Consider the following 25,250-nt stretch of genomic DNA (forward strand, 5'->3'; position numbering starts at 1 on the left):
CAGGCGTCGTCCTCCTTGCGATGTAGCGACGCCTGAAACCTTGCGATTAGGAGCGTACCGGCGAGCTCTGCGACGCCAGGATTGCATCGACCAAGCTTCGACAGCCCGCGTCTTCATCCCGAATGATCAACTTCCACCAGCACCGCGATCCCCTGCCCGCCGCCGATGCAGGCGGATGCGATGCCGTAGCGCAGGCCTGAACGCTTCAGCTCGCGCGCCACGGTCGTCGTGATGCGCACGCCGGTCGCGCCGAGCGGATGGCCGATGGCGATCGCGCCGCCGTTGACGTTCGTCTTGTCCTCGTCGAGCCCCAGTTCGCGGATGCAGGCGAGGATCTGCGCGCCGAAGGCTTCGTTTATCTCGATCCGGTCGATTTGGTCGAGCGAGAGCCCCGTCTCGTCGAGCAGCGCGCGGATCGCGGGCACCGGTCCGATGCCCATGATGTGCGGCGGCACGCCGACGGTCGCCGCCGCGACGATGCGCGCGAGCGGCGCGGTGCCGGCGCGCTCGGCCGCAGCGCGCGAGCCGACGATCGCCGCTGCGGCGCCATCCACCACGGCCGATGAATTGCCGCCGGTCTGCACGCCGCCGAAGGCCGGGCGGATCTTCGCCAGCGCCTCGTAGGGCGAGGGACGGACGTGGCTGTCCTTCGCCACGCTCTCCACGCCGCGCGGCAGCCGGATGCCACGTGCGTTGTAACCGTCCTGCTCGAAAGCCTCGCTCGTCACCGCGACGATCTCGCCGTCGATGAAGCCGTCGGCCTGGGCCTTCAGCGCACGATTGAAGGAGCGCTCCGCGAAGCGGTCCACCTCCTCGCGGCTGATCTGGTATTCCCGCGCCAGGTTTTCGGCCGTATCGCCCATGGTGCAGGAGACGGCCGGATCGAGCAGCGCCTCCCACAGGAAATCCTTGAAGGCCACCTGCCCCATCTTGAAGCCGTTGCGGTGGGTGTAGGCGGCGACAGGGTTGCGGCTCATCGATTCGGTGCCGACGCAGAGCGCGAGGCCGACGCGCTCTTGATCGACCATGTCGGCTGCCTGCACGAGCACCTCGATGCCGGTGCCGCAGATGCGCTGCACCAGATGCGCCGGGCGCTCATAGGGCACGCCTGCATAAAGGCCGATATGGCGCGGCGTCATGTAGGCGTCGAACGATGCCTGCGCCATCAAGCCGGCGATGGTCGTGCCGATCTCCTTCGGATCGATGCCCGCTTTGTCCAGCACCGCACGCGCGGCCTTGATGCCGAGGTCGATCGGCGAGATGTCGGCGAAAGCGCCGGTGTAGTCGACGAAGGGCGTGCGCACGCCCTCGATCAGCCAGGCGTCCTCGAAGCGGTAGCGGAGGCCCTTTTCGGCGGTCATGCGGTCTTCCTTGCGACGAGAATGTGAGGTGGCGGCGGTTCGGCGTAGAGATCCTCGACCAGCGCGGCACGCGTGGTGATCACGGCGCGCTGGTTGATCGAGCCCTTGTCGGTGATCTCGCTGCGGTCCATCGACGGCGGCGTATCCAGTATCACCGCTCGGGCGACGAGGTTGGCACTGCCGGTGGACGTCTTCGCCAACGCGTCGAGCCTTTCCTGGAAGAGGTTCCGCAGCACCGGGCTATGCGCAAGGTCGCGCTCGCTCGCCGTGGCGAGCTCCGGCGCGATCCGGCGCGCGGCGTCCACGTCAAGGAACAGCATCGCGCCGATGTGGTTGCGGTCGAGGCCCGTCAGCACCGCCTCGCGCACGTAGGGCGCGAAGGCGCGGATGACCGCGCCCTTGACCGCCGCGAGGTTGACCCAGGTGCCGGTCGACAGCTTGAAGTCCTCGGAGACGCGCCCGTCGAAGAGCAGCCCCTTGTTGACGTCGGCGGGATCGACGAATTTCAGCGCATCGCCGATCCGGTAGAACCCTTCCTCGTCGAAGCATTCGGCCGTCTTGTCCGGCTGGCGCCAGTAGCCGGGCGTGACGTTCGGACCGCGCAGCCTGAGTTCCAGCTTATCGCCGTCCGGCACCAGCTTCAGCTCGACGCCAGGCGCCGGCAAGCCAACCTCGCCGGGCCGCTCGACGGCCCAGGTCGTGGTCGACGCGAACGGCGCGGTCTCGGTCGAGCCGTAGCCGGTGATGATCATGACCCGGCCGCCGGTGGCCTGGCGTGCAATCCGCTCCAGCCCGTCCCACACATGCTGGGCAAGGCCGGCGCCGGCATATTGCATCAGGTTCAGCCGGGCGAAGAAGCTCTCACGCAGCCGGTCGTTACCCTCCAGGTGTCCGAGCAGCATCTCGTAGCCCTTGGGCACGTTGAAGTAGAGCGTCGGCGACACCTCTTCGAGGTTGCGCACTGTCTTCAGGATGCCGGCCGGCGTCGGCGCGCCGTCGTCGATGTGGAGCGTGCCGCCATTGGCGAGCGTGATGCCGAAATTGTGGTTGCCGCCCGCCGTGTGGTTCCACGGCAGCCAGTCGACCATCACCGGCGGCTCGTCCTTAAGGAAGGCGAGCGCGGAGGCGATCATCGCCTGGTTACAGGTCATCATGCGCTGCGTGTTGATGACCGCCTTCGGCATGCCGGTCGAGCCGGAGGTGAACAGGAACTTCGACACCGTGTCCGGCGTGACCGCCGCGTCGGCCGCCTCCACGACTTCGGTGGCTTCGGTCGCCGCCGCGCAGTCGAACATGGTCGCCGGCAGGTCGGGCACGGCGTTTCGGGCGACGAGAAGAGAAATGTCTTCGGACCAGATCGCGCGTAGCGCCCTGTCGAATGGCTCGCCCTCGGCGACGAAGACCATTCCCGGCGTCAGCAGCTTCACCAGATAGCGCAGCTTCTGGTGGTCGGTGGAGACCAGTGAATAGGCGGGCGACAGCGGCGCAAAGGGAATGCCCGCCATCATCGCGCCGAGCGCCAGCAGGCCGTGCTCGACCGAATTGCCAGACAGGATCATCAGCGGACGCTCGGCCGACAGGCCGCTGTCGATGAGGAACTGCGCCAGCGACCGCGCCTTCGCCAGCGCCTGCGCGTAGGTAACGCGCCGCCACTCGCCCTGCGGGCCCCGATCGGCGAGGAAGACACGATCCGGCTCCGTCCGCGCCCAGTGGCGAAGGAAGTCGATCATCGAGCGGGGATAGGCGTCCAGCCGCGCGCGCGGGCGGATCAGCAGCGTCCCATCCGCGCGCTTCTCCAGCTCCGCAGCGAGATCGCCCATCCGCACCGGCCGCATGCCGGGCACGTCGACCAGCGGCATCCTACTCCTCCCAGATACTGTTATCTTGTATAACAATCTTGGGGCAATGGTTCAAGGGCGCATTGCTGCCTGCGGCCGCACCTGGCCAGAGCCGGCCACCCTGCACCCGTGCTTCCCACCCGGCGAGGAGCCGAGCCCTACTGCCGCAGGCCCAACATCGCCCGCGTCTCGGCGGGCGAGGCGATCTCGCGGCCTGCCTTGCGCGCGCAGCCGGCGAGCGCCTCGATCAGCTGGCCGTTCCCGGTCGCGCGCGTGCCGTCAGGCAGGTAGAACGTGTCTTCGAGCCCCGTGCGCAGCATGCCGCCCAGCTCCGCCGCGCGCTGGTGCACCGGCCAGATCTCCGCCCGGCCGATCAGCGTCGCCTGCCAGCGCGCACCCGTGATCCGGTAGTTCAGCAACAGCTCCAGCAGCGCGGCGTCGACCGGCATGCCCGAGGCGACGCCCATGACGAAATTGTACTGCGCCGTCCGCGCCATGCCGTTCGCCACGTACATGCCGACCGAGCGGACGATGCCGGTGTCGAAGCACTCGAACTCGGGCAGCGCACCTGCCTCGGCCATCCCATCGAGGAAGGCTTTCACCTTCGCCACCGGATTGTCGAACAGCATCGGCGGCCAGGCCCACGATCCGTCCACCTTGATCTTGAGGTAGTTCAGGCTGCCCGCATTGCACGCCGCGATCTCCGGCCGCGCCGCGCGGATGCAGGCGAGCGGACCCGATATGTCCGTGCCGACAGTGCCGGTCGTCTGATTGATGACGATGCCCGGGCAGGCGTGCCGGATCGCCTCGCAGACGGCCACCGCGACCTCCGGCTCCCAGCTTGGCAGGTGGCCCCTGCCGGCACCTTGCTGGCGGAAGTGCACATGGATGATGGATGCACCGGCGTCATAGGCCTCGCGCGCCGAGGCCGCGCATTGCTCAGGCGTGACAGGGATAGCGTTCTGCAACGGGTCGGTCAGCACGCCGTTCAGCGCACAGGTGAGGATGGCTCTATCCATGGCCGGGCTCGATCTCCGCGATGAGCTGGCCCGCTGCTACCTGCGCGCCTTCGGCCACGTGCAGCGCGGCGACAATCCCGTCGATGGCCGCGTTGAGCGCGTTCTCCATCTTCATCGCCTCCACCATCGCCACCATGTCGCCCGCCGCCACCGCCTGCCCCGCGACGACGCCCAGCGCGCGCACCACGCCGGAAACGGGCGCCACGATGCGACGCGGGTCCTTCGGCGCCGGAGGTCGCACCAGAGGGTCGGGCTCGTGGAAGACGAAGACCGTGCCGTCCCGGTCGAGATGGACGTCGCGGCCGTCGAACAGGAGACCAGCTCGGCGCGACACGCCGTCCACCGTGAAGACGATTTCGCCATCGCCGAGCCGCGCCGCCTCGATCGCGACCGCTTCTCCGCCAACGCTCACGCCGGAAAGCCGCCCGCGCTCGAAGCGCACTTCCGTCTCCCGCCGATCCATCCCGCAGGAAAGCGTGATCGGACAATTGGCGGTGCCGGTGGAACGGAACCAGCTGCCGCCGTCCCGCATCGCCAGCGCCACCGCGGCGACCGCGAAGTCGAGCCCGGCGGGCTGCGACGCGTCGAGAATGGCAGCGCCCTCGCCGATCCAGCGGTCGATCAGCCCGGTGGTCATGTCGCCCTTGCGGAATGCCTCGCTCGACAGCAGCTCGACCAGGAACCGGCGGTTGGTTGCGATGCCGAGAAGAGCCGAGCCGCGCAGCGCGGCGACCAGCCGGTCGATCGCCTGCGCCCGGTCCGGCCCGTGCGCAATCACCTTGGCGATCATCGGGTCGTAGAAGGGCGTCACGACGCCGCCTTCCGCCACGCCACTGTCGATGCGCACGCCTTTGTCCGGCCGCCAGCGCAGGACCCTGCCGCTTTGCGGGCGGAAGCCGTCATAGGGGTCCTCGGCATAGAGCCGCGCCTCGATCGCATGGCCGGTGAGGCCTACCTCGTCCTGCGTGGCCGGCAGGGCCTCGCCCGCCGCCACGCGCAGCTGCCATTCGACAAGATCGAAGCCGGTCACCATCTCGGTCACCGGATGCTCGACCTGCAGGCGGGTGTTCATCTCGAGGAAATGGTAGGTGCCATCCTGCGCGACGATGAACTCTACCGTCCCGGCGCCCTCATAGCCGACCGCCTTGGCCGCGCGCACGGCGTCCGCGCCCATGGCGAGTCTCAGCGCCGGCGTGACAAAGGGCGACGGCGCTTCCTCGACGATCTTCTGGTGCCGGCGCTGCGCCGAACAGTCGCGCTCGCCGAGATGAATCGCATTGCCGTGGCGGTCGGCGAAGACCTGGATCTCGATGTGCCGGGCCTCGATGACGAGTTTCTCGATCAGCACCGACGGGTCGCCTAATGCGTTCTCCGCCTCGCGCCGGGCGCTTTCGAGGGCTGCCGCGAAATCCCCTGCCCGGTCGACCCGGCGCATGCCGCGCCCGCCGCCGCCCGCGGCGGCCTTAATCAGGACCGAGAAGCCGATCCGCTCCGCCTCCCGCGCCAGCGCCTGGGGAGACTGGTCCTCGCCTTCGTAGCCCGGCACCACCGGCACGCCGGCCTCGGCCATCAATCGCTTGGCGCGCGCCTTGTCGCCCATGGCGTGGATCGCCGCCGGCGGCGGGCCGACGAAGACCAGCCCGGCCGCCGCGCAGGCTTCCGCGAATGCCGCATTCTCGGATAGGAAACCGTAGCCCGGATGGACCGCGTCGGCACCAGCGGTGCGCGCCGCGTCGATCACCGCGCTCGCGTTCAGATAGGACTCCGCCGGGAGCGCTCCGCCGATCCTGACCGCTTGATCGGCCAGCCGCACGTGTGGGGCGTCCGCATCCGCGTCGCTGTAGACCGCGACCGTGGCGATCCCCATACGCTTCGCCGTCCGCATGATCCGGCAGGCGATCTCGCCGCGATTGGCGACGAGGAGGGAGCGGATGTTCGTTCTTCTCCCCGCTTGCGGGGAGAAGGTGGCGGCAGCCGGATGAGGGGCGGCACTTTCGTTCATGATTCTTGCGCCTTGTGCGCCGTGCGGTCCGGCCCCTCATCCGCCCTTCGGGCACCTTCTCCCCGCAAGCGGGGAGAAGGAGGAGCCCAGATCGGCCGGCGCTTTTCCAGAAACGCCGCCGTGCCCTCCGCCCCCTCGGCGCTGCGCAGCGCGATTGCGGACAGTTCCGCCGCGCGGTCGATGATGCCGCCGGTCGGCGCCAGCCGCGCCTCGGCGAGCAGACCCTTGGCGGCGGCAAGCGCGCCGGGCGCGCAGCGCAGGATTTTTCGCACGCAGGCTTCGACCGCCGCATCGAGATCGTCGGCCACCTCGTGCACCAGACCGAGCGACAGCGCCTCGTCGATGTCGATGAAGCCGCCGATGACGGCGAGCCGCCTGGTCTGGCCGTAGCCGATCCGTTCGATCAGCGGCGGCAGGATCTGCGCCGGCAGGATGCCGAGACCGGTTTCGGGCAGGCCGAACTTCGCCCCGCGCGACGTGATCGTCACGTCCGACACGCAGGCGAGCCCGAAGCCGCCGCCGAGGGCCGCGCCCTCGACCGCTGCGACGACGGCGAGGCCCGTGCGCGCGAACTCGGCCAGCATTTCGCCGAAGGCGCGGTTGACGGCCGCGAACGGATCGGGCCGCCCTTCCACCAGCGGCTCTGCGCGCGCCTTCGCCATGTCGGCGATGTCGCCGCCGGCGCAGAACGTGCCGCCGGCGCCGCGCAGCACGATCACGCGCACGCTCCCGCCCGCCTCGGCCGCCGCAAGGGCCGCACGCAACTCGCGCACCATCGCCAACGACATGGCGTTCTTCACCGCCGGGCGGTTCAACGTCAGCGACAGAACGCCGTCGCTCTCCTCGGCGAGGATGGTCTCGTAATCCGCCATCAGTGGGTCTTTGCCGCCTTGTTGCTCGTTCCGGGCAAGGTGCCCTCCAGCTTGCAGATGATCGACAGCATCACCTCGTCCGCACCGGCGCCGATCGAGACCAGCCGCGTGTCGCGATAGGCGCGGCTGACGGGATTGTCGGCCGTGAAGCCCATTCCGCCCCAGTATTGCAGACAGGCGTCGGTGAGTTCACGCGCCAGCCGCCCGGTCTTCAGCTTCGCCATCGAGGCGAGCCGGGTCACGTCGCCGCCGGCGACATACTGTTCCACCGCGCTCCAGGTCAGTGCCCGCAAGAGCTCTACCTCGGTGCGCAACTCGGCCAGCCGGTAGTGAACCACCTGATTGTCGAGGATGGACTTGCCGAATGCCTGCCGGTCGCGCGCGTAGTCGATGGTGAGATCGATCAACCGGTCGAACCCCTTGATCGAGCTTGCCGCCGAATAGAGCCGCTCCTCCTGGAACTGCAGCATCTGATAGGTGAAGCCCATCCCCTCCTGGCCGATCAGGTTCGCCTGCGGCACACGCACCTCGTCGAAGAAGAGTTGGGCGGTGTCGGAGGAGTGCATGCCGATCTTGTGGATCTTCTGCCTGGTGATGCCCTTGGCATCCATCGGCACGCAGATCAGCGACTTGTTCTTGTGCGCGGGCCCGTCCGAGGTGTTGGCGAGCAGGCAGCACCAGTCGGCCTTCAGCCCGTTGGTGATCCACATCTTCTGGCCCGTGATGACATAGTCGCCGCCGTCCTTGCGCGCCGACGTCTTCGCCGCCGAGACGTCCGAGCCGGCGCCGGGCTCGGAGACGCCGAGGCAGCCGACGACATCGCCCGCGATCGACGGCGCGAGGAAATTCTTCTTCACGTGGTCGGAGCCGAAGCGGTTCAGCGCCGGCGTGCACATGTCGGTGTGCACCCCGATCGCCATCGGCACGCCGCCGGCATGGCACAGGCCGAGCTCCTCCGCCATCACCATCGAATAGGAGAAGTCGAGCCCGAGACCGCCATATTCGGTATCGTATTTGATGCCGAGCAGGCCAAGATCGCCGAGCTTCTTGAACAGCTCGTGCGACGGAAATTCCTCCGCCGCCTCCCATGCGTCGACATGCGGATTGACCTCGGTGTCGACGAACTTCGCCACCGTGCGGCGGAGGTTCTCGTGTTCGGGTGTGAAGTGCATGTGGTTTCTCCCTTTCCTTCTCCCCGTTCACGGGGAGAAGGTGGCCCGAAGGGCCGGATGAGGGGCGGCGCCTTCGTCCTGCAATGTTGTCGCTGCCCCTCACCTGCCTGCCGGCATCCTCTCCCCGTGAACGGGGAGAGGAACGCCTTACATCCTCGCCACGCCGAACGTGTTCGCCCGCAACTCCCGCCGCTCGCCCTCCGCCGCGACCGACAGGCACAGCGCCAGCACCGCCCGCGTGTCGCGCGGGTCGATGATGCCGTCGTCCCAGAGCCGTGCGGTGGCAAACAGCGCGTCCGACTGCGCCTCGATGCCACCGCGGATCATCGCGCTCTGTTTTGCCAAAGCCTCCTCGTCGACTGCGCCACCCTCCCGTGCGGCCTTGCCGCGCGCCACGATCTCCATCACCCGCGCCGCCTGCTCGCCGCCCATGACGGCGGTGCGCGCCGACGGCCAGGAGAAGATGAAGCGCGGCGCAAAACCCCGGCCGCACATGCCGTAATTGCCGGCGCCGTACGACCCGCCGATGACGAAAGTGAACTTCGGCACCCGCGCGTTGGCCACCGCCTGGATCATCTTCGACCCGTGCTTGATCGCGCCGTCGGCCTCGGCCTGTTTTCCAACCATGTAGCCGGTCGTGTTCTGCAGGAAGACCAGCGGCGTGCCGGACTGGTCGCAGAGCTGGATGAACTGCGCCGCCTTGGTCGAGCCGTCCGGCATGATCGGCCCGTTGTTGCCGAGGATGCCGACGGGACGGCCGTCCACGAAGGCATGGCCGCATACAGTCTCCGCCCCGTAGGCCGCCTTGAACTCCAGGAATTCCGAGCGATCGACGATCCGCGCGATCACCTCGCGCATCTCGAAAGGTGTCCGGTCGTCGGCAGGCACGATGCCAAGCAGTTCGTCGGGATCGTAAACCGGCGCGGAGACGCTTCGCGGAGCGCCCTCCACCTTGTCCCAGGCGAGATGGCGCAGGATCTGCCGGCCGATCGCCAGCGCCTGCACGTCGTCGTCGGCGACATATTCGCCGAGCCCCGTGACGCGGCCGTGCACGTCGGCGCCGCCCAGCTCCTCGTCGCTCGCGTCTTCGCCGATCGCGGCCTTTACCAGCGGCGGGCCGGCGAGGAAGATCTTCGAGCGTCCCTTCACCAGAACGACATAGTCCGACAGGCCGGGCAGATAGGCTCCGCCCGCCGTAGACGAACCATGCACGATGGCGATCTGCGGGATGCCGGCGGCGGAGAGCCGCGCCTGGTTGGCAAAGGAGCGTCCGCCCTCGACGAACATTTCTGCCTGGTAGAGCAGGTTCGCGCCGCCGCTCTCGACCAGCGAGACAATCGGCAGCCGGTTCTCCAGCGCGATCTCTTGGCAGCGAAGCGCCTTCTTGAGCCCCATCGGCGGGATCGTCCCGCCCTTGATGCCGCTGTCGTTCGCCGTGACGACGACGCGCTTGCCGGCGACCACGCCGATGCCGGCGATCGAGCCGCCGCCCATGATGTTCCTGCCGCCGTCGTCGTCGTGCATGCGATAGCCGGCGAGCGTCGAGATTTCGAGGAAAGGCGCACCGCGGTCGAGCAGCCGCTCCACCCGCTCGCGCGGCAGGATCTGGCCGCGCTTCTCGAAGGTCTCGCGGCGCGCGGCCGAGTTCTGCCGCACCCGCTCCTCCAGTTCGCGCACCTTGGCGAGCTTCGCCGCCATTGCCTCGGCATTGGCCTTGAAGGCGGGGGACTGAGGATCGACAGAGGAGGACAGCACCGGCATCAGCCAGTGTCCTTTCCGGACAGGACCTCAGGCATGACGGCGCGGTGGAAACCGTCGAACGGTTCGGTTCCCCTTCCCTTGCCGATCGGGAACAGCGCCGAGCCGAGCGGCGACCCGCCATCGATCGGGACAGTAACGCCGGTGACGAAAGACGCGGCCGGCGACAGCAGGAAGCAGATCACGGCGGAGACCTCCGCCTCCACACCGATCCGCCCCACCGGCACGTGCCTTTTCAGCTGCGGGATCAGCGCCCGTGTCATGCCGTCATAGGTGTCCATGCCGGAGGAGGCGATCCAGCCGGGCGCGACGCAGTTGACGCGAACGCCGGCCGGCCCCCATTCATAGGCGGCCGTCTTGGTGAGGTTGACCATGCCGGCCCGCGCGGCCCCCGAATGCGCCATGCCGGGCATGCCGCGCCACATGTCGGCCGCCATGTTGACGATGGCGCCGCCGGCCGCCTCCATCGCCTGGACGTAGACCTCCCGCATGACCAGGAAGCCGCCGGTCAGGTTGTTGGCGACGACAGCGTCGAAACCCTTTTTCGAGATCGATTGCATGGGTGCGGGAAACTGCCCGCCGGCATTGTTGACCAGACCGTCGATCCGCCCGCGCGCGGAGATGATCGAGGCGATCGCCTCTTTCACCGCCTCCTCGTCGCGGATGTCGAACGCGCGCGCCTCCGCCGAGCCGCCGTCCTCGGCGATTTCGGCCAGCACCCTGTCCAGCTTGTCCTGCTTGCGCCCGGTGATGACGACATGCGCGCCGAGGCTCGCGAGCTCGTGCGCGACGCAGCGGCCGATGCCCGATCCGCCGCCCGTCACCACGATCGTCTGTCCGTTGAAACAGTCCTGTCGCAGTATGCTGCGATACGTCATCGGCCTCCTCCCCGAGGTGACCGGACGCTAGACTACGTTGACGTAAACGTCAAACGACTGGTAATGACTCGACAGCCCCGGAACGGTCCGGGCCGCCCATCAATCGCCGGCTGGCGCGCATGCCCGCCCGCACTCAGGAGGACGCCATGAGCGTGGAAGACATCGCCGCCAAGATGAAGGACAAGGTCGCCGCCAGCGGTTTCGACCGCTCGGTCAAGTTCGACCTCAAGGGCGAAGGCGTCATCGTCATCGACGGCACCACCGTGTCGACCACCGACGCCCCCGCCGACTGCACGATCACCATGTCGATGGACGACTTCAAGGATCTGATCGCCGGCGAGCTGAACCCCACCGCGGCCTTCATGACCGGCAAGATCAAGGTTGCCGGCGACATGTCGGTCGCCATGGCGCTCAGCCAGATCGTGTGATCAGCCGGCGGGCCTACAGGTCGCCGACCAAATGCCGAGGGATTCGAAAGTCCCTCGGTTTCCAGCTTACTCGACGACGAGCGCCCTGACCCTCGCGTTTCGCGGCAGGTCGAGGGTGAACAGGATACTGTCCACGACCTCACGATTGGTCAGGTTCTCTCTGACCGCGTCCCATGCCTCGGACAGGGGCGACAGGTCCTCGAAGTCTCCCGGATAGACCGCGGTTACTCGGATCCGCGTCTGCTTCAACTCCTCCGACAATCCGTGGACCATCGCATCCTGAGCTGCCTTCGCTGCGCGGAAGGCGATCGATGTCCCCGACAGTGGGGCGTTTGCCAGGCCGCTGGTCGAGACGACGGTGTGAATGTCGGCAAATGGCCGAGCCCTCAGCACTGGCAGCACATGGCGCGTCAGAATCAGCGAGCCGATCGCCGCCGAAGAGATGCAGGCCTGAATCTCGGCATCTACGATGTCGGCAAGCGATCCGGGCAACCACATCGCCCCGTTGTGTATCAAGCCGTCCAGATCAGCATGATCGCGTGCGAGCACGCGACCGGCCTCAGCGCAGCTCTCGGTATTCGACAGGTCGCATTGCTGGACATCGACACTGTGGCCCGTGCGGGCGTGGATCGTGTCCGCAATTCCTTTCAGCATTCGACTATCGCGCGCCAGCAGAACCAGCCGTGCTCCGCGATCGGCCATGACGATGGCCAACGCCGCGCCCAGCCCACGGCTTGCGCCGGTGATGGCGAACTTTCTGCCGGAAATCGACATCCTCAGATCCCTGGCTGCGAGACGGCAATCCGCGCTCGAACGGTGCCTGTCGTCGCCGGGACGAGCCGCCGATGTCAAGATCGAAAGGCGTCGTGATCACCCCTCCCTGCGGATGAGCGCCATGTTCATCGTCTCGCGCAGCTGGAACCCGATGGACTCGTAGAGCCTGATCGCGGGCATGTTGGTCGCATAGGCGTGCAGGAAGGCGGTTTCCCCCGCCTCCTGGATCTTGCGTGCTCCATAGAGCGACATCAGCCGCCCGAGCCCTTGGCCCTGCGCGTCCGGATGCACGCAGACGCCGCTGAGTTCCCGCAGTCCTTTCGGCCCGAGCCGCTGGCCGGCCATGGCGATCAGCCGGCCATTCTGGCGGATGCCCCAGAACGGGCCGAAATCCTGTGCCCTGAGCGAGAACGGCCCGGGCTTGGTCAGCATCGCCAGTTCCAGCATGTCAGCCGCGTCGCCAAGAGCGAGCGGCCGGATGCGCGCATCGTCGGCGAAGGCGACGGGCGCGTCCGCCACCATCTGCACCAGCGTCGCCTGCGAGACCGGCTCGAAGCCGGCGGGGAAGACGAGCGGATCTTTCTGCACGAGCAGCAACGTCCCGCCGAGCTCACCGAGCGCCGCGATGCTCTCCTCCGTCTCGTCGCCCGTCGCCGCGAAGGCGGACATGTCGGCGGGATAGCGCTTCGCCAGCGCCCCGCCCTCGGCCAGCGCCGCGTGACGCCACAGGAGCGATGTCCAGATCGGCCTATCGAGAAGATGCGCCATGACCACCCTCCCCGCCCCTTCGCGCCAGCGGCATGTCGGCCAGCCTGTCCTCGATCGTCGTGAGTTGCTGCAGGAAATCTCCCGGCAGGTCGCGGCAGAGCTCGGCCACCGCCGCCTCGATGCGCGGCCAGATGACGGTCTTGCCTTGATGGACCGCCTCCCTCCCGGCCTCTGTCAGCGTGATGACCCGTCGACGCTGGTCGTCCGGCGGCGCGTCGGCCGCGACCAGGCCCATCTTGGTCAGTTCCGACACCGACCGCGTCGCACCGGGCTGCGTGATCCCCAGCGCCTCGGCGATCTCGCCAATGCCGAGCGGCCCCAGCCTGTCGAGCGCGGCGAGCAGCGGATGGAGCGCCGGCTGCACCGGTCCGTCATGCTCGTCGATGATCTTCTGCGTGTCCGCCTGCAGCCGCTCGCCAATGCGGCGAAACCGGGTACCGAGGCACAGATAGCCCAGCGCGCGTACGACGTCCTCGACCATCGGGATCTCCATAGGCAGTTATATAATCAGTAATATAAATGCGTATGGAGTGGGGCGTCAAGCAGCCGGCAGTGCGGCGTCATCCTCGGCCTTGAGCTGAGGATCTGCTGCCGCCGGCACGTTTGCTTCGCCATTTCTCGTAATCACCGGCGTCAATAGATCCTCGGCTCAAGGCCGAGGATGACGGAGCGGAGAGACAGCCGGAACGTGGCGCGTCCGCTAGCGACCACCCGCCCCGTGGCCTTCATGAATCAGAACTCAGGCCGCCACGGCCACCTTTGTCGCCTCGCTCCTGCGCCCCGCGGCCTTCAGCACCCCGTGCGCGCCATCGAGCGAGCCGTCCCGCAGTTCCAGCGCGAGGAAGCGGTGCTTCTCGTAGGGGCCGGGCATGGCAAGCGTATCGGTCTTTTCAGCCGAGAAGCCGAAGCGCGCGTAGTACGGCGCGTCGCCGACCAGCAGGACGGCGCCGTGCCCGAGACGCGCGGCTTCCGCGATCGCGTGCTTCATGAGCGCCGAGCCGATGCCGGCCGACTTCAGCGACGGGTCGACCGCCAGCGGGCCGAGCAGGAGGGCGCGCCTGTCGCCCGCCTCGACATCCCACAGCCTGACCGTGCCCATCACGCGCCCGTCCTCGTTGCGCGCGACGAAGGCGAGGCCTTCGGCGGGCAGGCGGCCGCGGCGGATCTTCTCCGACGACTTACGCTTGCGGCCCGGGCCCATGGCGCGGTCCAGCAACGCCTCGCGAGCGGCGATGTCACGGGCGGATTCGGTCTCGATCGTGAAGGCGAAAGCGATGGAAGGGGCAGGCACTGCGTTCATTTTTTCTGTCCTCAGGTGTGCGTCAACGCACCCCCAAAGCGAGAGTTGCAGGAGAATCGGTGGATCTGGTCGATTGTCCCAGGCGAGGCAGAACGCCTCGCCTGTCGCATTTCTGTGCAGCCCGGAAGCCGGGCCGGGCTCGTCAGATGACGTAGGCCCGGAGCGGCTCGAAGCCGTTGAACGCCACCGCCGAATAGGTGGTCGTGTAGGCGCCCGTGCCCTCGATCAGCACCTCGTCGCCGATCGTCAGCGACAGCGGCATCGGATACGGCGTCTTCTCGTACATCACGTCGGCCGAATCGCAGGTCGGGCCGGCGAGCACGCAGGGCGCCGTCTCGGTGCCGTCATGCGCGGTCGAGATCGGATAGCGGATCGCCTCGTCCATCGTCTCGGCGAGACCGCCGAACTTGCCGATGTCGAGATAGACCCAGCGCACGTTGTCGTTCGCCGACTTCCGCGAGATCAGCACGACCTCCGACTTGATGACGCCCGCATTGCCGACCATGCCGCGGCCCGGCTCGATGATCGTCTCCGGGATCTGGTTGCCGAAATGCTTCGACAGCGCCTCGAAGATCGACTGACCATAGGCCTGCGCGGTCGGCACGTCCTTCAGGTAGCGCGTCGGGAAGCCGCCGCCCATGTTGACCATCTTCAGCGCGATGCCTTCCTCGGCGAGCGTCGAGAACACGCGCTTGGCATCGCCCAGCGCCTTGTCCCAGGCGTCGAGGTTGGTCTGCTGCGAGCCGACGTGGAACGACACGCCATAGGCGTCGAGGCCGAGCGACTTCGCATGGCGCAGCACGTCGACCGCCATCGCCGGCACGCAGCCGAACTTGCGCGACAGCGGCCACTCGGCGCCCTCGCCGTCGGTGAGCACGCGGCAGAACACACGGGCCTCGGGAGCGACACGCGCGATCTTCTCCACTTCCTCGACGCAGTCGACCGCGAAGAGGCGGATGCCGAGCTCGTAGGCGCGCGCAATGTCGCGCTCCTTCTTGATGGTGTTGCCGAAGGAGATGCGGTCCGCGGGCGCGCCCGCATCCATCGCCATCTCGACTTCGGCAACGCTCGCGGTGTCGAAGGACGATCCCATCGAGGCAAGCAGGCGCAGGATCTCCGGCGCCGGGTTTGCCTTCACCGCGTAGTAGATCTTGCTTTCCGGCAGCGCCTTCTCGAAGGCACGGAAATTGTCGGCCACGACGTCGAGGTCGACCACCAGGCAGGGGCCGGACGGACGTCGGGTGGCGAGGAAGTCGAGGATGCGCTGAGTGGCCATCGGTCTCTCCGTCGCGCGGATGCGCGCCATTGCTGCGAGCGAGCGGGCACGCAGCCTCGCTGTCGCGGTCAAACAAAGGCGGGACGCGTATCCGATGGAACCAGCCGGTGGAGACCCCGGAACCATCGAAAGCCGTCTCGCGGCGATGAACCTTGGTCAGCCCGACCTCGGTTCGCTTTGTCTGCCTTGGCTTGGAGGGGAGACCCGTCCGCACTGCCGGCAATGAGGGTGTGCCTCAGAGGAGACCGGCATGTGGACAACCGGCTTCCAACAAGGCCCGCACCGTCGTTGCTTCAAGGCGTCCTCGGATCGGCGGTTGGCCGCTGAACCGACCGGGTTCGTTACTCCCCAGTTACCTGCCCTCGCCTCGCCATTCCGAGGTTCGGGGGACGCCCACAGGCACGTGCGACTTTGGGCAAGCGCGGATGTAATGAGAGAGGGTGTCACAATCAAGGAAAAAGTAGGGGCGGGGCGGATTTTTTTCGTGAGGTCGCGGCAGATGTTAACGGGTTGTTTCGCCGGAGGATTCCGGCGTTTCCGGCGCAGCGCTTTTCAGACAGGTAAGGAGCACGTCCGCACGACATGCGCCTAGGCGGTCCCCTGCCCGACATATCGCGACGGCGGCACACCCACGAACCGGGTGAAGGCGGTGCTGAAGGCGCTTGCGGAGCCATATCCGACGCGCTCGGCAATCTCCTGCATCCCGATGCCGCTCTGCCGCAGGAGATTCTTGGCGAGCGCCATGCGCCAGGACAGAACATATTCCATGGGGGCGACCCCCATGGCATTGCGGAACCTGATGAAAAAGGCCGACCGGGACAGCGAGGCCTCTCGCGCCAGCGATTCGACGGTCCAGCCCTTTGTCGGATCCTCGTGCAGCCGTCGAAGCGCCGAAGCGAGGCGCTCGTCGCCAAGTCCGCGCAGCAGGCCGGCAGGCATCGATGTTCGCGCGCCGGAGCGCAACGCCTCCAGGAGCAAGGCTTCCAGCAGCCGCTGCAGGATCGCGTCTCGCGCCGGCCGGTCGGAGCGGGCCTCGTCCGTCACCAGTTCGACGATGGCCGACAGTCGCCTGTCGCCGCGGACATGGACGAGTTCGGGCAGCAGCGACACCAGCAGATCCGCATCCGGCGACCCGAAGCCGAAGTGGCCGACGAGCAAGCGCACGTCGGCCGGCACATTCGGATCCCCATGCCGGATCTCGTTCGACCCCGAGACGACGGTCGGCGCATCGACGTCCCCTGGACCCATTTCCTGCATGCTCGACATCGTGAACCCCCGCGCCGCCGGGATCAGGACGAAGTCGCCGGCGTGGAGGATGACCAGGTCGCGGCCGTCTACTGAAAGGCGGGACGATCCGTCGAGCAGCAGGCAATAGAAGGGCTGGCCCGTGGCATCCCGGCGAACCCGCCAGGCGCCCACACCGCTCACCACCTTCGCCACGCGCGCGCAGGGCTGCAGCAAGGCGACAACGTCCGACAGGGGCTCTGACATTCGACACTTTCGATAATGAGATATGGACTTTCCATTATATCAAGTATCGCCCCCTCGATCTAGGCTTCGGGCACTCACAAAAAGGAGTGTTTCATGAAGACCGTTCTCATCACTGGTTGCTCGTCCGGCTTCGGCCTGGAGATCGCGCGGCATTTCCTGCAGGAGGGCTGGAGGGTAATCGCGACGATGCGCACGCCGCGCGCCGACCTTTTGCCTGCCTCTAAAAATCTCCAGGTCGTCGGCCTAGACGTCAGGGATCCGGACAGCATCCGCAGCGCCGTCGAGGCCGCGGGCGACATCGATGTCCTGGTCAACAATGCCGGCATCGGCTGGCTGAACGCGCTGGAAGGGACCAGCCTGGACACGGCGCACGACGTGTTCGAGACCAACACGCTCGGAACCATGGCGATGATGCAGGCGGTGCTGCCTGGGTTCCGGGCGCGCAAGGGCGGCGTCGTCGTTAATGTCTCGTCCAGCGTGACGCTGAAGCCGCTCCCGCTTCTGTCGGTCTACACGGCGAGCAAGGCGGCGGTGAACGCGTTCACCGAATCCGTTGCCCTTGAGCTCGAACCGTTCAACATCCGGGTGCGGATCGTCCTGCCCGGCCGCGCGCCCGTCACCCGCTTTGGCGAAAATGCGCGGACGCGGATGCAGGCCTCCGGCGGCATTCCCGATGCCTATGGCGAACTGGCCCGGAACGTGTTCGCCGGATGGGCCGGAGACACGGCCGACCTGACACAGGCGCGCGACGTTGTAGATGCCGTCTGGCGTGCCGCGACCGACCCAAACTGTCCGATGCGCCTGTATGCCGGAGCGGATGCCGTGGCCCTGGCCGCATAGGCTGCGCTCACGTCAGGTTCCCGCCACGCGCCGGCGGTGGCGGCCGCTGCGCGGCGCAGGAAGGCGCGGGCAAGGGGTCGGCGCATGGCATGTGCATCACGCCGCGACCATGCGTCCCGCCCGACCCCGATACGGCATCAGCCTCTTGCGCTCGATCGCCCGGAATGGTTTAGGCACCGCTTCCTGACGGTCGCGACGGCCGGATTCCTCTCGGCTGGGCACGCATGATCCGTCTCGAATCCATCTCCAAGCAGAACGGCAAGCAGATCGTCTTCATCGAGGCGTCGGCCACGGTGCAGCGCGGCGAGAAGGTCGGTCTCGTCGGCCCCAACGGCGCCGGCAAGACGACGCTGTTCCGCATGATCAACGGCGAGGAGCAGCCGGACGAAGGCCAGGTCTCGATCGATAAGGGCGTCCGCATCGGCTATTTCAGCCAGGACGTCGGCGAGATGTCCGGCCGCAGCGCGGTGGTCGAGGTCATGGACGGCGTCGGCCCCGTCAGCGCGCTGGCGGCCGAGATGGCCGAGCTGGAGGCCGCGATGGGCGATCCGGACCAGGCTGACCGGATGGACGAGATCATCGCCCGCTACGGCGAGGTGCAGGCCAAGTTCGACGAGCTCGACGGCTATGCGCTCGACGGCCGCGCGCGCGAGGTGCTGGGCGGCCTCGGCTTCTCGGACGAGATGATGAACGGCGACGTGGCCAAGCTGTCGGGCGGCTGGAAGATGCGCGTCGCGCTCGCCAAGATCCTGTTGATGCGGCCCGACATGATGCTGCTGGACGAGCCGTCGAACCATCTCGACCTCGAAAGCCTGATCTGGCTGGAATCCTATCTGAAGGGCTTCGACGGCGCGATCCTGATGACCTCGCACGACCGCGAGTTCATGAACCGGATCGTCGGCAAGATCATCGAGATCGACGGCGGCACGCTGACCTCCTATTCCGGCGACTACGAGTTCTACCGCGAGCAGCGCGCGCTGGCCGACGTGCAGCAGCAGGCGCAGTTCGAGCGCCAGCAGGCGATGCTCGCCAAGGAGATCGCCTTCATCGAGCGCTTCAAGGCGCGCGCCAGCCACGCCGCGCAGGTGCAGAGCCGCGTCAAGAAGCTGGACAAGATCGAGAAGGTCGAGCCGCCCAAGCGCCAGCAGACCGTCCGCTTCGAGTTCCAGGCAGCACCCCGCTCGGGCGAGGACGTCGCGACGCTGAAGAACGTCTCGAAGAGCTATGGCAGCCGCACGATCTATGACGGCCTCGACTTCCAGGTCCGCCGCCGCGAGCGCTGGTGCGTCATGGGCGTCAACGGCGCGGGCAAGTCGACGCTGCTGAAGCTCATCGCCGGCGCGTCGGAGCCGGATGCCGGCACGGTGGCGCGGGGACCGAGCGTCAAGATGGGCTATTTCGCCCAGCACGCGATGGACCTGCTCGACGGCGACCATACGGTGCTGCAGTCGCTGGAGGATTCCTTCCCGCAAGCGGGCCAGGCGCCGCTGCGCGCGCTCGCCGGCTGCTTCGGCTTCCATGGCGACGAGATCGAGAAGAAGTGCCGCGTACTGTCGGGCGGCGAAAAGGCGCGGCTGGTGATGGCCAAGATGCTGTTCGACCCGCCGAACTTCCTGGTGCTGGACGAGCCGACCAACCACCTCGACATCGCGACAAAACAGATGCTGATCGAGGCCTTGTCGCGGTACGAGGGCGCGATGCTGTTCGTCAGCCACGACCGCCATTTCCTCGCCGCGCTGTCGAACCGCGTGCTTGAGCTGACGCCGGACGGCATCGAGGCCTATGGCGGCGGCTACACGGAATACGTTCAGCGTACCGGTCAGGAAGCGCCCGGCTTGAGAAGCTGAAGCTCAGTTGGACGGGTCGGTGAGCGCTACGAAGTCGGCGATCGCCTCGACGATCGGGACGATCGCCCGCTCCGGCAGCTCATGTCCTACGCCGCTCAGTTCGAGGAGCCGCGCATTGCGGGCGGTCGAGGCGATTGCCCGGCCGTTGTCGATCGGCACAACCGGATCCTCGGCGCCATGGATCACGAGGACGGGCTGTCCGATCCGCCCGATCGCGCCGCTCCAATCGCCGCGCAGCCCGATCCTGCTGTGGTTGAAGGCGCTTCGCATCTCTCGCGCCCGATCCATCTCGGCTTCGATCCGCAACCGCTCGCGCTTCTCGTCGAAGGCTGAACTCGTCGCGGCGCAGAGCCGCGCCACGCCGAGCATGAAATCGGCCACCGCCGTGCGCGAGGTCCAGTCGAGTGTGGCCAGACGGCCGAAATGGGCCGACACCTCCGGTGCCATTCCAGGCAGGTCCGGTCCCGTCCATCCGAGCGGTTCGGCGGCGATCAGGGTCAACGACCTCACCCTCTGCGGGAACGACAACGCCACCATCTGGCAGATCAACGCGCCCAAGGACGTGCCGATGAGATGCACTCGCTCGATCCGGTAGTGGTCAAGGACGGCCACCAGATCCTGCATCATTTCCTCGACGGAATAATCCGGCATGCCATTGGTCGAGCGTCCCGTGTCTCTGTGATCGTATCGGACGACGTGAAACCCACGAGCGGCCAGCGCGCGACACAGCTCCTCGGGCCACCACATCATCGACGCGGTGGCTCCCATGACGAGGACGAGCGCCGGGTCGCTGGGCGAACCGAACGTCTCGGCGGCCAGAAGCACCTCGCCGGAGCGGACGACCGCCGGGCAGCCGGACGCGGAGGGCTTCGGAATGTCGGGCAAAGGACCAGCGCTCATCATCGCCCCCTCATTTATAACTAACGCGTCAGTTATAAATAATGCCAAGGCGTGTCAAGCTGCGACGAAGTCCGGGAAGCGGATCATGATCGCCTCCGCAGCGCGCCGGCGGACATAGGCCGACAGGTCACCTTCTTGCGTGGCAACCCACTGCATCGTGGCGCCGGCAATCACCGCGTGCAGGTGCAGCGCCAGCTCATCCCGGTCGGCGACATCTGGCAGCCGGAGCGCGATAGCCTCCTGCACCAACCGGTAGCGTTCCGCGGCGCAGGCGCGCAGGGCGGCTTCGCGGCTCTCCATGAAGGCGATGAGGATGCGGACGGAAAACCCTTCGCCCGAGCCCATGCTGTCGATGATCTCGCGAAGGAAACGCCAAAGCCCGTCGAGGCCTTGCTCTATCGGGATCGATGCCAGATAGGCCTTCGTCGCGACGACCTCGCGTTCCGCCATCATGCGCAGGATCGTCTCGCGATTGTCGAAGCGCTGGATCAGCGCCGCACGCGAAAGCGCCACTTTCCGGGCGACGTCGGCCAACGTGAAGTTCGTGGACCCCGCCTCCGCGAGCACTGCATTCGCTGCATCGAGGACGTCGTCGTCACTGGCGGTCTTCTTGCGTGGCATCGCGCAACCCTTTCCGCCTCATGGCAGCCGTCAGCCTGTGCGAGCCGCCCGCGCCAGCCCGTGCGCCACGAGCCGGTCGATGAGCGTGGGGTAGTCGATACCGCTCGCGGCCATTGCCTTCGGATACATCGAGATGTTGGTGAAGCCGGGGATGGTGTTGAGCTCGTTGAGGCGGATGCCGAAATCCTCCGTGACGAAGAAGTCGACGCGCGCCATCGCATCGCAGCCCGTCGCCCTAAACGCCTGTGCCGCCAACTCTTTCAGCCGCTCCTCAACCTCCGCCGGAAGCTGAGCCGGAACGATGATCTTCGCCCCGTCGGCGTCGATATATTTCGCGTCGTAGCTGTAGAAGCCGTGGCTTTCCGCCGGCGCGATCTCGCCCGGCCGCGAGACGAACAATCCGCCCTCGGGGGCCTCGAGCACGGCGAGCTCGATCTCCCGGCCCTTGATGAACTCTTCCACCAGCAGCTTGTCGTCATGGCGGAAGCCGAGATCCAGCGCTGCCGTGTAGCCCGCCTCGTCGGACACCTTGCTGACGCCGACCGAGGAGCCGTGCCGGGCCGGCTTGACGAACACCGGCAGACCGAGCGCCGCCTTCACCTCGGCGAAGGACGGAGCAGAGCCCTCGATGACCGTCAGCGACCGCGCGACGGGCACGCCGGCCTGGAGCAGCAGCTGCTTGGCGATGTCCTTGTCGAGCGCCACCGCCGAGCCGAGGATGCCGCAGCCGGCAAGCGGCACGCGCGCCGCCTGCGCCAGCCCTTGCACCGATCCGTCCTCGCCGTTGAGGCCATGCAGCACCGGGAAGACGATGTCGACCGGAGGCAAGTCGCGCGCAGCACCCGCCTCGATCGCCAGCAGCCGGCCCTGCCCGCCCGCGGTCAGGCAAAGCTCCGTGCCACTGTCCGGCCTGGCCAGCGCTCCGTCGGCGAAGCTGCTCGCCAGCCAACGGCCCTCGCGCGTGATGTAGACGGGGACGGCGTCATATTTCGCCGGATCGAGAGCCGCCATGACGTTCGTCGCCGACATCACCGAAACCTCGTGTTCGGAGGAGCGGCCGCCGAACAGGACGGCGATGCGGAGTCTTTCGGTGTTGGTCATGAAGGCGTCCCGGCGATTCTGTTCGACTCCCGCCTAGTCCCGATGCCCTCCTCCCCGCAAGCGGAAAGCGCCGCCGCTTCCTTGTGACCGAAACCCAGGCGGCAAGCACCCTCCGCCCGCCGCTCTCTTACTTCCCTCCCGCCTTCGCTCCTGCCATAAATCTCGAACGATCCGGCTTCTGCCGTTCCCGATTCGTAAACGACGGTGCGAACATGGACACGCTCACCCGCATGCGCGCTTTCATCGACGTGGTGGAGGCCGAGGGCTTCTCCGCCGCCGCGCGCAAGATCGGCCGCTCCAAGGCGTTGCTGTCGAAATATGTTCGCGAGCTGGAGGACGAGCTCGGCGCGCTGCTGCTCAACCGCACCACGCGCCAGTTCTCGCTCACCGAGGCAGGCCACACCTATTACAAGCGCGCCTCGGAGATACTGCGTGAGATCGACAGCCTAGCGGACACGGTGCGCGATTCGTCCGGCGACGTGCGCGGCCGCATCAAGCTCACCGCGCCGCGCACCTTCGCCGACGCGCCGATCGGCCAGTCGATGATCGACTTCGCCAAGGAGCACCCGGACATCGTTCTGGACATCCATCTGGACGACCGCTTCGTCGACCTGGTGGAGGAAGGCTACGACCTCGCCATCCGCATCACCCGGCTCGAAAGCTCCTCTTTGATCGCCCGCAAGCTCGCCCCCTTCGGCATCAGGATCTGTGGCGCGCCGGAGCTGATCGAGAAAGTCGGCCGGCCGATGCGGCCGCAGGACCTGACGCGCATGCCCTGCGTGATCGACACCAACGGGCGCTGGCTGTCCAACTGGCCCTTCGTCAACGAGGCAGGCGAGCCGATCACCGTGCCGGTGACCGGAAGGCTGGAGGTCAACAGCCCGCAATCCGTGCGCGCGGCGGCGGTCGCCGGGCTCGGCTTCGCCACCATGCCCGACTTCATTGCCCGGCCGGCGCTGGAGGACGGGACGCTGGTCTCGGTCCTCGACGAGTTCGTGCCGACCGGCGGCGGCATCTTCGCCGTCTATCCGCACCGGCGCTACCTGCCGGCCAAGGTCAGGGTCTTCGTCGACTACCTCGCCCAGTGGTTCAAGAAGTACGACGCCGCCTGATGTCCCAATTTCGCCCCCATTGGAAGGCATTTGTCGCGGGGCTCGCGGACACGAGGGGACGGATGCCATTTCCTGAATCGAAGCGATGGATCGTGGCGGCGACGACCCTGTCGGCCGCCCTGCTGTGGTCGGCGCCCGCCTGGGTCCATCCGCACGTCTTCGCCGAGGCCAGCCTCGAGGTGAAGCTCGACCACTCGCACAACGTCTCGTCGCTCCGCCATGTCTGGCGCTTCGACGACCTGTTCTCCTCGACCGTTCTGGTCGAGTTCGACACCAACAAGGACCTGAAGCTCGACGAGGCGGAGCTGGCGGAAGTGTCGAAGACGATCTTCGAGTCGCTCGCCGAATACAACTACTTCCAGCTGGTCGAGGCGGACGGCAAGGATGTGGCGATGAACGCGCCCGACCATCTGATCGCCACGCTCGAGGACAACCAGCTCATCGTCCTGTTCGAATCGAAGCCGAAAGCGCCGTTCCCGCTCTCCGGCAAGATCGATTTCGGCGTCTACGACCCGACCTTCTACACGGCAATCGACTTCACGGAAGACGACAACATGAAGGTCGACGCGCTGCCCACCTCCTGCAAGCGCCAGGTGATCCGTCCCGACCCCGACGAGGCGATCTCGCAGAACCAGGCGACGCTGACCGACGAGTTCTTCAACGATCCGGCGGGCACTGACATGAGCAAGATCTTCGCGACCAAGCTGGAGATCACCTGCCAGGCACAGGGTTGAACGACATGCAGCAGAAGACGGTGCGGATCGCATTTGCAACACTGGCGGCGGCTTACGTACTGACGCATTTCGCCGCCCACGCCCACGCTGCGAGTTCGCTCGGCATCGGCACCAACGAGGCCGTGCTGCCCTCCACCGGCTTCTTCTCTGGCGTGCTCAACTGGATCAACGCCCAGCAGCAGGGCTTCTACCGCCAGCTCACCACGGCGATGAAGTCGATGCGCGACGGCGGTGGCGGGGCCTGGCTGCTGGTCGGCCTGTCCTTTGCCTACGGCATCTTCCACGCCGCCGGCCCCGGACACGGCAAGGCGGTTATCTCCTCCTATATGCTGGCCAACGAGGTGGCGCTGCGGCGCGGCATCCTGCTCTCCTTCATTTCCGCCTTCCTGCAGGCCGCGACCGCGATCGTGGTGATGACGCTGGTCTATTTCCTGTTGCGCGGCACCAGCGTCTCGATGACCGACGCGACCTGGTTCCTCGAAGTGTCGAGCTATGTGCTGGTCACCGCCTTCGGCGCCTGGCTGCTGTGGAAGAAGGCCGGGGCGCGGCTGGTCTCGCGCCTGTCCGGCCGCCCGGCCCACAGCCTTTCCGCCGCCGTCGCCCATGCGCATGCCGGCCATCACCATGGCCATGACCATAGCCATTCGCACGCGACCGCACATGCCCACTCGCATGGTCACGACCATCATGGGCATGGCCATGACGGGCACGACCATCACGCGCACTCCCATGCACACCACCATCATGATCACGCGCATCATGCTCACGGCCCGGGCGAGGTCTGCGAGAGCTGCGGACACAGCCATGCGCCCGACCCGGCTCTGCTGTCGTCGGAGCGGTTCGACTGGCGCGCCGCCTGGGCCGCCGTTGCATCCGTCGGCATCCGTCCCTGCTCCGGCGCGCTGATCGTGCTGACCTTCGCTTTCCTGAACGGCCTCTGGGTCGCCGGCATCGCCTCGGTGTTGGCCATGGCCGTTGGCACCGCCATCACCGTTTCGGCGCTCGCGACGCTCGCGGTGACGGCGAAGAACGTGGCGGTGACGATTGCCGGCGACGGCCGTATCGGCAACCGTATTCACGTCGCAGTCGAAATCGCAGGCGCCGCCTTGGTCTTTCTGATCGGCCTGACGCTGCTGATGGCGACGGTTTGAGTTATCT

The 25,250-nt window shown here is 67.1% G+C and carries 24 protein-coding genes; 7 read left to right on the forward strand and 17 right to left on the reverse strand.

The annotated features are described in order from the left end of the window. Nucleotides 1–113 precede the first annotated feature (113 nt). From B9Z03_RS22680 to B9Z03_RS22715, 8 genes are all read right to left on the reverse strand, one after another. Nucleotides 114–1,361, reverse strand: a complete 1,248-nt coding sequence (locus B9Z03_RS22680) for a thiolase family protein (RefSeq protein WP_085466294.1) — start codon at nt 1,359–1,361, stop codon at nt 114–116. After that, on the reverse strand, nt 1,358–3,220 hold the full coding sequence (locus B9Z03_RS22685; RefSeq protein ID WP_085466295.1) for a feruloyl-CoA synthase: 1,863 nt from the start codon (nt 3,218–3,220) through the stop codon (nt 1,358–1,360). The genes B9Z03_RS22680 and B9Z03_RS22685 overlap by 4 nt, the downstream gene beginning before the upstream one ends. A 137-nt stretch (nt 3,221–3,357) precedes the next feature. After that, nucleotides 3,358–4,218 carry a beta-keto acid cleavage family enzyme gene (locus tag B9Z03_RS22690; protein ID WP_085466296.1) on the reverse strand — a complete coding sequence of 287 codons (861 nt, stop codon included), beginning with the start codon at nt 4,216–4,218 and terminating at the stop codon, nt 3,358–3,360. Beyond that, nucleotides 4,211–6,220 (reverse strand): acetyl/propionyl/methylcrotonyl-CoA carboxylase subunit alpha, encoded by a 2,010-nt coding sequence (locus B9Z03_RS22695; RefSeq protein ID WP_085466297.1) that lies wholly within the window; start codon nt 6,218–6,220, stop codon nt 4,211–4,213. The genes B9Z03_RS22690 and B9Z03_RS22695 overlap by 8 nt, the downstream gene beginning before the upstream one ends. Continuing rightward, complete coding sequence (locus B9Z03_RS22700) at nt 6,217–7,092, reverse strand: enoyl-CoA hydratase-related protein (protein WP_085466298.1); 876 nt, start codon at nt 7,090–7,092, stop codon at nt 6,217–6,219. The genes B9Z03_RS22695 and B9Z03_RS22700 overlap by 4 nt, the downstream gene beginning before the upstream one ends. Then, on the reverse strand, nt 7,092–8,264 hold the full coding sequence (locus B9Z03_RS22705; RefSeq protein ID WP_085466299.1) for an acyl-CoA dehydrogenase family protein: 1,173 nt from the start codon (nt 8,262–8,264) through the stop codon (nt 7,092–7,094). The genes B9Z03_RS22700 and B9Z03_RS22705 overlap by 1 nt, the downstream gene beginning before the upstream one ends. 147 nt (nt 8,265–8,411) lie before the next feature. Then, complete coding sequence (locus tag B9Z03_RS22710; protein ID WP_085466300.1) at nt 8,412–10,025, reverse strand: acyl-CoA carboxylase subunit beta; 1,614 nt, start codon at nt 10,023–10,025, stop codon at nt 8,412–8,414. After that, entirely contained in the window at nt 10,025–10,900 is an 876-nt protein-coding gene (locus B9Z03_RS22715) for an SDR family oxidoreductase (RefSeq protein WP_085466301.1), read from the reverse strand. Before B9Z03_RS22715 ends, B9Z03_RS22710 begins: the two co-directional genes overlap by 1 nt. Nucleotides 10,901–11,046: 146 nt before the next feature. Here B9Z03_RS22715 and B9Z03_RS22720 point away from each other — a divergent pair, with 146 nt between their 5' ends. Further along, nucleotides 11,047–11,328: an SCP2 sterol-binding domain-containing protein gene (locus B9Z03_RS22720; protein WP_085466302.1), complete on the forward strand. Its 282-nt coding sequence runs from the start codon at nt 11,047–11,049 to the stop codon at nt 11,326–11,328. A gap of 66 nt (nt 11,329–11,394) precedes the next feature. Here B9Z03_RS22720 and B9Z03_RS22725 read toward each other — a convergent pair whose 3' ends face one another. From B9Z03_RS22725 to odc2, 5 genes are all read right to left on the reverse strand, one after another. Next, nucleotides 11,395–12,102: an SDR family oxidoreductase gene (locus B9Z03_RS22725; protein WP_085466303.1), complete on the reverse strand. Its 708-nt coding sequence runs from the start codon at nt 12,100–12,102 to the stop codon at nt 11,395–11,397. Nucleotides 12,103–12,198: 96 nt separating this feature from the next. Continuing rightward, nucleotides 12,199–12,870, reverse strand: coding sequence for a GNAT family N-acetyltransferase (locus tag B9Z03_RS22730; RefSeq protein ID WP_085466304.1), 672 nt, complete (start codon nt 12,868–12,870; stop codon nt 12,199–12,201). Further along, nucleotides 12,851–13,351: a MarR family winged helix-turn-helix transcriptional regulator gene (locus B9Z03_RS22735; protein WP_085466305.1), complete on the reverse strand. Its 501-nt coding sequence runs from the start codon at nt 13,349–13,351 to the stop codon at nt 12,851–12,853. Before B9Z03_RS22735 ends, B9Z03_RS22730 begins: the two co-directional genes overlap by 20 nt. Before the next feature lie 258 nt (nt 13,352–13,609). Further along, nucleotides 13,610–14,170, reverse strand: a complete 561-nt coding sequence (locus tag B9Z03_RS22740; protein WP_085466306.1) for a GNAT family N-acetyltransferase — start codon at nt 14,168–14,170, stop codon at nt 13,610–13,612. A 142-nt stretch (nt 14,171–14,312) separates the two neighbouring features. After that, nucleotides 14,313–15,446, reverse strand: a complete 1,134-nt coding sequence (odc2, locus tag B9Z03_RS22745; protein ID WP_085466307.1) for an ornithine/lysine decarboxylase — start codon at nt 15,444–15,446, stop codon at nt 14,313–14,315. Between odc2 and B9Z03_RS29550 the strand changes: the two genes are divergently transcribed. After that, complete coding sequence (locus tag B9Z03_RS29550; RefSeq protein WP_139832369.1) at nt 15,439–15,672, forward strand: hypothetical protein; 234 nt, start codon at nt 15,439–15,441, stop codon at nt 15,670–15,672. The two genes, odc2 and B9Z03_RS29550, sit on opposite strands and share 8 nt — an antisense overlap. Nucleotides 15,673–16,034: 362 nt before the next feature. Here the strand turns inward: B9Z03_RS29550 and B9Z03_RS22750 are convergent, their stop codons facing one another. Then, the gene (locus tag B9Z03_RS22750; protein WP_085466308.1) at nt 16,035–16,937 is read right to left on the reverse strand and encodes an AraC family transcriptional regulator; all 903 of its coding nucleotides are present in this window, start codon (nt 16,935–16,937) and stop codon (nt 16,035–16,037) included. 93 nt (nt 16,938–17,030) lie between these two features. Here B9Z03_RS22750 and B9Z03_RS22755 point away from each other — a divergent pair, with 93 nt between their 5' ends. Then, the gene (locus B9Z03_RS22755) at nt 17,031–17,777 is read left to right on the forward strand and encodes an SDR family oxidoreductase (protein WP_085466309.1); all 747 of its coding nucleotides are present in this window, start codon (nt 17,031–17,033) and stop codon (nt 17,775–17,777) included. A 224-nt stretch (nt 17,778–18,001) separates the two neighbouring features. Further along, a complete protein-coding gene (locus B9Z03_RS22760) occupies nt 18,002–19,624 on the forward strand; it encodes an ABC-F family ATP-binding cassette domain-containing protein (RefSeq protein ID WP_085466310.1) in 1,623 nt (540 codons plus the stop codon). 3 nt (nt 19,625–19,627) lie between these two features. Here the strand turns inward: B9Z03_RS22760 and B9Z03_RS22765 are convergent, their stop codons facing one another. From B9Z03_RS22765 to B9Z03_RS22775, 3 genes are read right to left on the reverse strand one after another with little or no spacing between them, the layout of a single operon-like run. Beyond that, entirely contained in the window at nt 19,628–20,524 is an 897-nt protein-coding gene (locus B9Z03_RS22765; RefSeq protein ID WP_085467821.1) for an alpha/beta fold hydrolase, read from the reverse strand. Between the two features lie 54 nt (nt 20,525–20,578). Continuing rightward, the gene (locus B9Z03_RS22770; RefSeq protein ID WP_085466311.1) at nt 20,579–21,145 is read right to left on the reverse strand and encodes a TetR/AcrR family transcriptional regulator; all 567 of its coding nucleotides are present in this window, start codon (nt 21,143–21,145) and stop codon (nt 20,579–20,581) included. Between the two features lie 30 nt (nt 21,146–21,175). Then, nucleotides 21,176–22,246: a D-alanine--D-alanine ligase family protein gene (locus B9Z03_RS22775; protein ID WP_085466312.1), complete on the reverse strand. Its 1,071-nt coding sequence runs from the start codon at nt 22,244–22,246 to the stop codon at nt 21,176–21,178. A 212-nt stretch (nt 22,247–22,458) separates the two neighbouring features. Here B9Z03_RS22775 and B9Z03_RS22780 point away from each other — a divergent pair, with 212 nt between their 5' ends. The 3 genes from B9Z03_RS22780 (at nt 22,459) to B9Z03_RS22790 (ending at nt 25,243) form a co-directional block, all read left to right on the forward strand. Then, nucleotides 22,459–23,358, forward strand: coding sequence for a LysR family transcriptional regulator (locus tag B9Z03_RS22780; protein ID WP_085466313.1), 900 nt, complete (start codon nt 22,459–22,461; stop codon nt 23,356–23,358). Between the two features lie 62 nt (nt 23,359–23,420). Next, entirely contained in the window at nt 23,421–24,092 is a 672-nt protein-coding gene (locus B9Z03_RS22785; RefSeq protein ID WP_085466314.1) for a DUF1007 family protein, read from the forward strand. 5 nt (nt 24,093–24,097) lie between these two features. Then, a complete protein-coding gene (locus tag B9Z03_RS22790; RefSeq protein WP_085467822.1) occupies nt 24,098–25,243 on the forward strand; it encodes a nickel/cobalt transporter in 1,146 nt (381 codons plus the stop codon). The last annotated feature ends 7 nt before the right edge of the window (nt 25,244–25,250 follow it).

Source organism: Mesorhizobium australicum (genome assembly GCF_900177325.1).
In the GTDB taxonomy this organism is placed as follows: domain Bacteria; phylum Pseudomonadota; class Alphaproteobacteria; order Rhizobiales; family Rhizobiaceae; genus Mesorhizobium_A; species Mesorhizobium_A australicum_A.

Bases quoted from the DNA above. Each gene is read 5' to 3' on its own strand.
- B9Z03_RS22680 (WP_085466294.1), bottom strand. From the start codon at position 1,361: ATGACCGCCGAAAAGGGCCTCCGCTACCGCTTCGAGGACGCCTGGCTG.
- B9Z03_RS22685 (WP_085466295.1), bottom strand. From the start codon at position 3,220: ATGCCGCTGGTCGACGTGCCCGGCATGCGGCCGGTGCGGATGGGCGAT.
- B9Z03_RS22690 (WP_085466296.1), bottom strand. From the start codon at position 4,218: ATGGATAGAGCCATCCTCACCTGTGCGCTGAACGGCGTGCTGACCGAC.
- B9Z03_RS22695 (WP_085466297.1), bottom strand. From the start codon at position 6,220: ATGAACGAAAGTGCCGCCCCTCATCCGGCTGCCGCCACCTTCTCCCCG.
- B9Z03_RS22700 (WP_085466298.1), bottom strand. From the start codon at position 7,092: ATGGCGGATTACGAGACCATCCTCGCCGAGGAGAGCGACGGCGTTCTG.
- B9Z03_RS22705 (WP_085466299.1), bottom strand. From the start codon at position 8,264: ATGCACTTCACACCCGAACACGAGAACCTCCGCCGCACGGTGGCGAAG.
- B9Z03_RS22710 (WP_085466300.1), bottom strand. From the start codon at position 10,025: ATGCCGGTGCTGTCCTCCTCTGTCGATCCTCAGTCCCCCGCCTTCAAG.
- B9Z03_RS22715 (WP_085466301.1), bottom strand. From the start codon at position 10,900: ATGACGTATCGCAGCATACTGCGACAGGACTGTTTCAACGGACAGACG.
- B9Z03_RS22720 (WP_085466302.1), top strand. From the start codon at position 11,047: ATGAGCGTGGAAGACATCGCCGCCAAGATGAAGGACAAGGTCGCCGCC.
- B9Z03_RS22725 (WP_085466303.1), bottom strand. From the start codon at position 12,102: ATGTCGATTTCCGGCAGAAAGTTCGCCATCACCGGCGCAAGCCGTGGG.
- B9Z03_RS22730 (WP_085466304.1), bottom strand. From the start codon at position 12,870: ATGGCGCATCTTCTCGATAGGCCGATCTGGACATCGCTCCTGTGGCGT.
- B9Z03_RS22735 (WP_085466305.1), bottom strand. From the start codon at position 13,351: ATGGTCGAGGACGTCGTACGCGCGCTGGGCTATCTGTGCCTCGGTACC.
- B9Z03_RS22740 (WP_085466306.1), bottom strand. From the start codon at position 14,170: ATGAACGCAGTGCCTGCCCCTTCCATCGCTTTCGCCTTCACGATCGAG.
- odc2 (WP_085466307.1), bottom strand. From the start codon at position 15,446: ATGGCCACTCAGCGCATCCTCGACTTCCTCGCCACCCGACGTCCGTCC.
- B9Z03_RS22750 (WP_085466308.1), bottom strand. From the start codon at position 16,937: ATGTCAGAGCCCCTGTCGGACGTTGTCGCCTTGCTGCAGCCCTGCGCG.
- B9Z03_RS22755 (WP_085466309.1), top strand. From the start codon at position 17,031: ATGAAGACCGTTCTCATCACTGGTTGCTCGTCCGGCTTCGGCCTGGAG.
- B9Z03_RS22760 (WP_085466310.1), top strand. From the start codon at position 18,002: ATGATCCGTCTCGAATCCATCTCCAAGCAGAACGGCAAGCAGATCGTC.
- B9Z03_RS22765 (WP_085467821.1), bottom strand. From the start codon at position 20,524: ATGAGCGCTGGTCCTTTGCCCGACATTCCGAAGCCCTCCGCGTCCGGC.
- B9Z03_RS22770 (WP_085466311.1), bottom strand. From the start codon at position 21,145: ATGCCACGCAAGAAGACCGCCAGTGACGACGACGTCCTCGATGCAGCG.
- B9Z03_RS22775 (WP_085466312.1), bottom strand. From the start codon at position 22,246: ATGACCAACACCGAAAGACTCCGCATCGCCGTCCTGTTCGGCGGCCGC.
- B9Z03_RS22780 (WP_085466313.1), top strand. From the start codon at position 22,459: ATGGACACGCTCACCCGCATGCGCGCTTTCATCGACGTGGTGGAGGCC.
- B9Z03_RS22785 (WP_085466314.1), top strand. From the start codon at position 23,421: ATGCCATTTCCTGAATCGAAGCGATGGATCGTGGCGGCGACGACCCTG.
- B9Z03_RS22790 (WP_085467822.1), top strand. From the start codon at position 24,098: ATGCAGCAGAAGACGGTGCGGATCGCATTTGCAACACTGGCGGCGGCT.